The sequence below is a fragment of the Megasphaera massiliensis genome (assembly GCF_000455225.1).
GTDB lineage: Bacteria > Bacillota > Negativicutes > Veillonellales > Megasphaeraceae > Megasphaera > Megasphaera massiliensis.
The window spans coordinates 172,108-181,997 of the sequence record NZ_HF954558.1 but is presented as its reverse complement, the minus strand read 5'-3'; the positions used below and the strand labels follow the sequence as shown (position 1 = coordinate 181,997).

Here is a 9,890-nt window from a genome sequence, read left to right as displayed (position 1 = left end):
CTTGCTGTATGGGCTCTTTGTGCCGGGATGATGCCCGGTGTCATGGCTGCCGATACGGATACAATTTGGAAATTTGGTGTAAGTGTAGGCCCTGATGTAAAAACCGAACATGAAGGAACTGCAACGGGTTCGACTACAGAAATTGAACCCGGTGATACGGTTGTTCTACAGGCTGGACGAGGTATTAAATTAACTAAAAGTTCAACTGGAAAGGCTGTACAGATTGGGCTTAAGTTTATTGATATGCAGCCGGGTGGATGGCCTTATAACGATGCTAATGCCACCGGCTCAGCGTCGCTGGCTATCGGTCAAAATAGTGTGGTAGATGCCCAACAGGGGGTGGCCGTGGGCTGGAAATCTCATTCCGGTGAGTTTGGATTTGCCGGCGGCAGTGAATCTGATGCTGGTTTGAGTTCCGTTGCTATTGGCTATAATGCTAAAGCTGCTTTGGAAGGCTCCGTTGCTATCGGTACCGGTGTACGAAGCGATCCAAGTAAATCAGACAGTGACTATAAAAAGGTCGATAGTACCTTCTCTGTTGCCATTGGGGATAAAGCTTATGTTGAGAAGGATTCTACTGGTTCCAACGTTATCGGGAATCAGGCTTATGTAACTGCGTCGGGATATGCAACTGTACTCGGGACATCAGCTTATGTTAAGAGCGCAGCAAATGGCACTGCACTCGGTTATAAAGCTAATGTTACTGCTGCTGATGGTGTAGCTATAGGGGCCTTTTCCGTAGCAAAAACAAAAGCCGGAACCCCCGGATATGATCCGGAAGGGAAGGACAGAAGCTCAGATACATACGGTTTTTGGAAGTCAGGCCTTGGGGCTGTATCTGTCGGTGACAAGGGCAAGACTCGTCAGATTACACAGGTAGCGGCCGGCACGTACAACATGGATGCCGTTAACGTAGCCCAGCTCAGAGCGTTAAATACGAAATTGACTGCCGATATAAAAGCAGCATCCTTGGCAGCCGGTGATAATATTACTATCGCTAAAGATGGAGATACGAATAAAATTAGTTTAAAAGATACGATTACTTTGGGGGCGGATAATGGCCTTGTCATCGGAAATCAGGAATTTACCGTAAAGGATGCCGACGGCAACGACAAGGTTGATGAAAACGGAGATGTCGTTAAACAAAGCGGTAATTATATTACGGGGTTAAGCAATACTAAGTGGGATCCCCATAATATCGTCGAAGATCGTGCCGCTACGGAAGGACAATTAAAAGATATTATCGGCACTGAAATCGGTAAAATCAATGACAGCATTAAAAATACGAAACAGACCTTTGTCGGTGACAGTGGAACTAAGGTTGAAATCGGGACAACGGAAACCTTAAGTCTTATCGGCGGTGCCGATACAAATGCCTTGACGGATAAAAATATCGGTATCGTTAATAATGGCAAAGGCTTTAAAGTTCAATTGTCGTCTAAACTTTCCAACCTCGACAGTGTATCTACTAAGACCTTAACAGCCAGTGACAGCATTACCGTAGGCTCTGGTGATGCGACTACGGTCATCAGCGGGAATACGGTTACGACCGGTTCTGTTACGACGGGCGATACGACGATCAGTAGTGACGGCCTGACGATTACCGACGGCCCGTCCGTCACGAAAGACGGTATCGACGCCGGTGGTAAAGCTATTCACAACATCGGTGAAGCGACAGAAGGTACCGATGCCATCAATAAGGGGACTTTTGACACCACGATTAACAATATCGGGTCGGGTATGAATCAACTGGGCAATCAGATTAACAAGCTCGATAATCGCGTCGATCGTGTCGGTGCCGGTGCAGCAGCTCTGGCAGCCTTACATCCCTTAGATTTCGATCCGACGTCACGCTGGGAATTCTCTGCCGGTATCGGTAATTACCGCGGTGCCAATGCCGTTGCCGTCGGTGCCTTTTATCGCCCGAACTACAACACCATGGTCAGCATCGGGTCGTCTTACGGCGGCGGTGAAAACATGGTAAATGCCGGCGTAACTTGGAGATTTGGGGAAGGTGGAACGGGAAATTACCCGTCGAAAGGCGCTATGGCTCAGGAAATTGACAACTTGCGGTCGGTTGTAGACGAACAGAACAGCAAACTGGCGTCACAGAACGACAAGATCGAGGCTCAGAACAGCAAGATTGAAGCTCAGAGTCAGCAGCTCGAAGAACAGAATAAGAAGATTGAACAATTGATGCAGGCTATTGCCGAGTTGAAGAGATAAGGCAGTCGTATCAATTCTGACAATAAGTAACGATAGCTGGGGTTCCTCTTATCGGAGAGGGGCCTCAGTTTTTTTATTTCTGAAAATGTTATATATTACTAAAAAATATATTGAAACTGAAATAAACAGAGAATTGCTGATTTAATATAGACATAATATGTGTAATTTGTTGACAAGTATATAGATACTATATAAAATAAACAACAAATAAACGTTATTAAAATTTTATAATTTTGGTAAAGTGGGGCTTATTAGGCCGAGAATTAAGGAGGCTTGGTAATCGATATAGACAGCACGGAGCTGTTTGGGGGAAATAACTTCTAAATTTTATCATTTCTTTTATATTTTTTTCAATTAAGGAATATGGGAGGAATCGGCATGAATCGAATTTATAAAGTTATTTGGAGCAAAGTGCGGCATTGCTATGTCGTCGTATCTGAATTGGTAGGAACGGATCGGAAATCGGTAACGACTCGCTCGCGGGTTAATAAAAAAATGGCAGCGTCTCTTGCCGTGATGGCCCTTTGTGCCGGCATGACGTCGGGTGTTATAGCTGCCGATACGGCAACGGGGACTGGATCCGGTGTTGCATACGGTACGGGATCTGAGGCAACGAAGGCTACAAATACGGCAGTTGGATCAGGGGCTAAAGCTACAGGTTTGCTGGATGCAGTTGCTGTTGGTAATAAGGCGAATGCATCCGGTATGAGCGGTACAGCTATTGGCAGCAGTGCGGAAGTAACCGGTTCTTCCGGGACAGCTCTTGGTACTAAAGCTCAGGCGGCCGGTTCAGCTGTAGCTGTGGGTGTTAGTGCTCAGGCAACTGTGGTTTCTAGTATAGCTGTCGGAAATCTGGCACAAGCAACTGGGAATACTAGTATGGCCATCGGAAAGGAGGCCGTGGCTTCGACCAGTAATAGCATAGCTATTGGAAGTAAGGCGAATGCCTCCAATTCCAATAGCATCGCCATTGGTCTGTCAACGATAGCGTCCGGCAGCTCCGCTGTTTCTATAGGGTATAAGACTGAAGCTACCGGTGGTTCTTCAGCTGTTTTTGGTTATGAATCTAAGGCAACTAATAGTGAAGCAACCGCGATAGGCTATAAGTCTACGACGGCATCTCGAGAATCACTTAGTATGGGACGTGGATCTGAAATTGGTACAAATGCTGACCGTGCGTTAGCTGTGGGCTACAAAGCGTTCATCGGTGATGAAACTACGCCGAGTACAGCCGTTCATGATAATGGCGTAGCTGTAAGCGGTACATCAAAAGATACGGCACAGAACTATACTAGACTTAAAGACACCATTGCCATCGGTTCAGAGGCGAAAGCTTACGGCTATCAGGATATCGCTTTGGGTGCCGGTGCGAATGCTTTTAATAATCAAACAGTGGCAATCGGGCGAAGTGCAGAAGCGCGTGGCGATTACTCGTCTGTACTCGGTTATAAAGCTGCAGCAGATGGGAAAGGTGCGACTGCTTTGGGCTTTGGCGCTCGTGCCTATGGTGTAGGCTCGGTAGCTATCGGTAAAGAAGCAATCACTAACACGTTGGATGATTCTGCTGCGGTAGAATATAGTGTTGCTATTGGTAATAATGCCCGTACTGCATCCAATTATTCCGTTGCTCTAGGTACACATTCATTGGCTATTATTGAAGATGATGTGGCTACCAAAGCATACTTAACTGATGAAAAGTTTTCAAAAAATAACGGCGTTGTTTCTGTCGGTAATAAAGCCTACACTCTAGGTAACTATGACTTTGAGGAAAACCGTCGTCGTATTACCAATGTAGCCGGTGGTGCCGATGATTATGATGCGGTCAACGTGGCACAGCTTCGCAAAGTGTATGATAAGGCCACTGATAATACGACAAAGATTTCACAATTATCCGGTGGTTGGATGCTGGGCGTAACGACGGCACCGGACGTTAGGCAGGCTTCAGATGCTACTGCTGAAGGGCTATCTCGTGCTATTCAATCAGGTCAAATGGTGAGATTGCAGGCCGGTAGTGGTATCAAGTTAAAGCAAGATGGAACCAATGTAACGATTGGGCTCAAATTTATCGATATGCATACAGGCGGTTATCCAATTAACGATGCTAAAGCGAGTGGTGGCGCTGCGCTGGCAGTGGGCCAAAACAGTATAGCTGATGGTAATCAAAGTACAGCTGTCGGTTTTGACACTTATGCCGGTCAGCATTCTTTTGCCGGTGGGAATCAGGCTGAAGCAGATATGTACTCGGTTGCTCTCGGTGCCTACGCAAAGGCTAAGAAACAGTATTCTGTTGCTGTCGGTATAGCTAAAGAATTTGATGATGGAAGCGGAACCAAAACACGCAAAAAGGTTGACAGTGATTATGGCATGGCCCTAGGTACCTATTCCTATGTAGGTGAAGATTCTAATGAATCTAATGCTATCGGTTTTGATACGGCAATCACTAATTCGGTAAATTCAGCCGCAGTCGGCAGTCGAGCTAATATAGCTAATTCGAAGGAAGCTAATGCATTTGGTTACTTGGCAAAAGTAACCGATTCAGAATATGGCAGCGCATTTGGTAGCCATGCGACAGTGACTAATGCTAACAATGCAGTGGCCCTTGGTGTATCTTCTAAAGTAGAGGGTGTCGATAGTGGCGTTGCATTAGGGGCATTCTCTGTGGCTGATAAAAATGCAAGAATCTTTGGCTATGATCCGTCGACAGGGACGACGTTTGTAATGACTCCTGAGATGCAGTCTGCCCTTACTGCATGGCAGGAAGCTTCAAAGGCATCTGTAGCCGATCCGGATAATGCAGATAAACTTAAAGCGGCTGAAGATGCGGCGAAAACGTATCGGACCCTTGTCGGTGCCTGGGAATCTCAATTAGGTGCTGTTTCCGTAGGGGATAGTTCCAAGGGCGTAACGCGTCAGATTACGAATGTAGCCGCCGGTACTTTGGATACGGATGCTGTTAACGTTGCTCAGTTGAAAGCAGTTAATACTAAGGTTGATGCTAATAAGATTAGTTTCTTCAGCGTAAATCCGGAAGGCTTTGTTGTAAACAGTAATGAAGACAATAAAGGCGCTACCGGGGCTCATGCCATGGCAATCGGTATTGATGCTTCCGCTACAGGGATTTTTAGCACGGCAGTTGGTAAAGGAGCTTTGGCAGATGCCGGAGATGCTATCGCTTTGGGTACTGATAGTAAATCGACGGGGAATATGGCTACCGCCATAGGGGAACGTTCTGAAGCAACTGCTTCAAGTGCCGTAGCACTCGGTTCAGCGGCTAAAGCCACTCAGAATTATGCTATTGCTATAGGCGGATCTGCTAAAGCAGAAAATTATCGAACCATTGCGATGGGGCCGTATGCTAAGGCTTTGGAAGAGAATAGCATTGCTATTGGTTATTTTGCAACAGTGTCAGAGGATGCCTATGATGGGGTTGCTATTGGGCGCAGTGCCAATGTTTCGGCGGAAAATGGACTTGCTCTTGGGCGAAATGCTTCCGCTACAATGGTAAACGGAATCGCTTTAGGCTCGTATTCCGTTACAGATCGTGATGGAAATTATCTTGGCTATGATCCGACTGTCGGTGGAGATGCTATTTTTACAACAGAAATGGAAAGTGCACTGAATGCAGTAAATGCAGCACTCGACAATTATTATCAAAATCAGACAGATGAAAATCTTCAAGCATATCAAGATGCCTTTAAAAAGTATCGTTTGCTGGTGGCTCCTTGGGTATCCGGCGCAAGTGCAGTATCTATTGGTAATAAGGAAGAAGGTCTTACTCGTCAGATTACCAATGTGGCAGCCGGATCGACTGATACGGATGCGGTCAACGTGGCGCAGCTCAAAGCCTTAGATGCTAAGGTGACGAAGGCAGCAGCTGATAGTGCCTTAACAGCCGGTAAGAATATTGAAATTAAAACTACAACTGATGATACGACTGGTGTTAAAACTAATACCATCAATTTAAAAGATAAGATTACCTTAGGCGATACCAATGATGCGGCTAAGCAGGTAACCATTGATGGAAATGCTGCAACTGTTACAGCAGGAACAGGAGATAACAAGGTCGTCGTTGATGGTTCTAATGGACAAGTTGTAATCGGCGATGCAAATGCTGGTGGGGTTGTCATTGGCAACCAGGACAATGGCAAAGGTGAAATCGGTGATTACATCACAGGTCTCGACAATACGACTTGGAATCCTGAAAAGAATGGTATCGTTAAAGACCGTGCCGCTACCGAAGGGCAGTTGAGTGACATCGTAGGTACAATCGGCGAGATTAGTGAAGGTATTGAAAATGCTACGAGAACGATTACCGGTGACGGTGACGCAAAAGTCGTACTCGGTAAAGACGATGCTTTAAGTCTTACCGGCGGCGCCGATACAAGTGCATTAACTGAAAAGAACATCGGTGTTGTAAATAATGGCGATAAAGGTTTCAGTGTTAAGTTATCGTCTAAACTTACCGGTCTCGACAGTGTCAGCACGAAGACCTTAACGGCCAGCGACAGCATTACCGTCGGCTCTGGTGATACGACGACCGTCATCAGTGGTAATACGGTTACGACCGGTTCCGTAACGACGGGTAACACGACCGTCAGCAATGATGGATTAGTGATTAAAGATGGCCCGTCTGTCACTGCCGATGGCATTGATGCCGGCGGCAAAACTATTTCCAATATTGGGGAAGCTAAGAATCCGACGGATGCTATTAATAAGAGCACCTTTGACACTACGGTGAACAATATCGGTTCCGGCATGAACCAACTCGGCAATCAGATCAACAAACTCGACAACCGCGTCGATCGTGTCGGAGCCGGGGCGGCGGCCTTGGCAGCTCTCCACCCCTTAGAATACGATCCTGCTACGCGTTGGGAAGTTTCGGCAGGCATCGGTAACTATCGCGGCGCAAACGCCGTAGCCGTCGGTGCCTTCTACCGTCCGAACTACGATACGATGATTAGCATAGGTTCATCTTATGGCGGCGGTGAAAACATGGTTAATGCCGGTGTAACCTGGCGGATTGGCGAAGGCACGACCAAGGCTTACCCGTCGAAAGATGCTATGGCCCAGGAAATTGACAGCTTGAGATCCGTCGTCGATCAACAAAATGATAAACTGGCCGCACAGAACGACGAACTGGCAGCTCAGAACAACAAGATTGCGTCGCAGAGCGAACAGTTATCTGCTCAAAGTAACGAGATTAAGGCTCAACGTCAACAATTGGAAGAACAGAATAAGAAGATTGAACAACTGATGCAGGCTATTGAAGATTTGAAAAAATAAAATATAGACAACGTGCTACATAAGACTGGGGTCCTTCTCTTTGGAGAGGGGCCTCTGTTTGTGTTTTCTACAGCACTGAAGTTTTCATATCTGAAGAAACTAACAAATGGGGATCAGTAGCTCTAATACGTTATTTCTGTATTTACATATATACATAAATTGTGGTTGAATTATCGAGAATGTTGTGAAATAATGTATATAATAAAAACAAATAGATATGACTAGTTGTGGGTTTATCATGTTGAATTCTGTCTTTGCTAGTGTTTGTCTAATAAAGTAAAGGAGCTTAGTCTTATGAATAATCTGTATATGAGTGTCCTGAATAATCAAAATAAAATGAAACGTAGTGGTAACTGTCCTTTGATGTCGAAAAAAATATGGCCTAGTCGAAAAGTAGTGACGATACTTTCGGCGTTAGCCCTTTGTTCGGGGATAACGAGCGGGGTTTTTGCAGAAGCAACTGAAACGGAGGAGGATACGGGGTACGTCGAAATAACGACTCCTGTAGATTCTACAGATACGGAGGAACCGACCCAACCAGAATTACCTGAGGCTGAAAATACTCCCGGAAAAGGTTATGGAATCAGCTTTGGGACAGGGGCTATTGCTGAGGAACCTGCGAGTATAGCTATTGGCATCGGCAGTACTGTAAAAGGAGCTGGAAATTATGGGATTGCTATTGGTGGTGTAGCTCATGCAAGTGGATCGAGCTCGTTGGCAATAGGAAATAAGAGTAACGCGGAAAGCCAGTATAGTATTTCCATTGGTGAAGATTCACATGCAAAAGAGTATTTGAACATAGCGATAGGATACGGTTCAAATTCTTCTGGTTTATTTAGTACGACCATAGGTGCTGGGGCAGTTTCCGATGGTTATCTGTCTGTGGCTCAAGGGAATATGGCTAGTTCAGGTGGTGAGTGGTCTATGGCAATGGGATCTTTGTCTGAGGCTCCTAATTATGGTTCTGTAGCTTTAGGAACACTGGCTGTTGCTAAAGCGGATAATTCTATGGCATTAGGGACACGGTCTGTTGCAGTTGTCTCGGATGATATATCAACGAAAGCATATTTAACTGACGAAGTTTTTTCAAAAGAAAATGGAATTGTATCTGTCGGAAATACGGAATATGTAGACGGCTTCGATGAAACTATTGCAGAAAATCATCGTCGTATTACCAATGTGGCTGGTGGGGCTGATGATTATGATGCCGTTAATATTGCACAATTGAAGAAATTAGAATCGAATGTTAATATCAGTATCAAGGATATCACTAACAAGATAAATAATATCAACGGATCTACGGGAGAGAGTGATGGTACACGAGATTTTTCCGGCGATGATGGAGCAAGTAACCAAGTAAGTGTCAAGCTTGGCGAAACCATGAACCTTAAGGGTGGGGCTGATGTTACGAACTTATCCGACGGCAATATCGGCGTCGTAACGAATTCCAATAAAGACGGCTTTGATATCAAGTTGTCGAAAGATATTAAGGGCCTCAATTCAGTCACGACGGGCAACACGACGATGAACAATAACGGCCTTACGATTAAAAATGAAGATTCGTCGAAGAACATCACCATTCAGAACAACAACGTCAGCATGGGCGGCAATGTCATTACGAATATTGGCGAAGGCACGAACCCGACGGATGCCATTAACAAAAATCAATTTGACCGCGAAATAAGCCAAATCAATAACGGTATGGGTCAGGTCAATAATCGCATCAGCAACCTCGATAACCGTGTCGACCGTGTCGGTGCCGGTGCGGCAGCTTTGGCGGCCTTACATCCACTGGACTTTGATCCGACGTCCCGTTGGGAAGTTTCAGCCGGTGTCGGTAACTATCGTGGTGCTAATGCCGTAGCCGTCGGTGCCTTCTATCGCCCGAACTACGATACCATGATCAGCCTCGGCTCGTCTTATGGCGGCGGTGAAAATATGATCAATGCCGGCGTAACCTTCCGCATCGGCGAAGGCACGACTAAGGTATATTCATCGCAGGATACCTTGGCACGGGAAGTTGACAGTTTGAGATCCCTTGTCGATGAACAGAATCGTAAACTGGAATCGCAGAGCAAACAACTTACGGCACAGAATAACAAGATTGAGTCGCAGAGTGAACAACTGGCGGCTCAGAACAATAAGCTTGAAGTACAAAACAGCAAGATTGAAGCTCAGAGCCGGCAATTGGAATCCCAGGGCAAGCAGTTGCAAGAACAGAGCCGGCAGATTGCACAATTGATGCAGGCTGTTGCTGAATTAAAAAAATAGAATAATTGAATGTCGTGTAACATCGACGTGGTAACAAAAGGGTCCTCTTTTCAGAGGGCCTTTTTGTGTGGCAAATTTTAGCGTTGAATAGAGACATGTGTAAAGAAAAT

At 45.7% G+C, this 9,890-nt stretch carries 3 protein-coding genes; all 3 read left to right on the top strand.

The genetic code is table 11. The features are described 5' to 3' along the window. Nucleotides 1-2,226: YadA-like family protein (locus TX77_RS13060; protein WP_230198136.1), on the top strand; the 2,226-nt coding region annotated here is incomplete at its 5' end. A 378-nt stretch (nt 2,227-2,604) separates the two neighbouring features. Further along, complete coding sequence (locus TX77_RS13920) at nt 2,605-7,509, top strand: ESPR-type extended signal peptide-containing protein (protein WP_044505220.1); 4,905 nt, start codon at nt 2,605-2,607, stop codon at nt 7,507-7,509. A 294-nt stretch (nt 7,510-7,803) separates the two neighbouring features. Next, a complete protein-coding gene (locus tag TX77_RS11505; protein WP_071822370.1) occupies nt 7,804-9,780 on the top strand; it encodes a YadA-like family protein in 1,977 nt (658 codons plus the stop codon). Nucleotides 9,781-9,890: the final 110 nt, after the last annotated feature.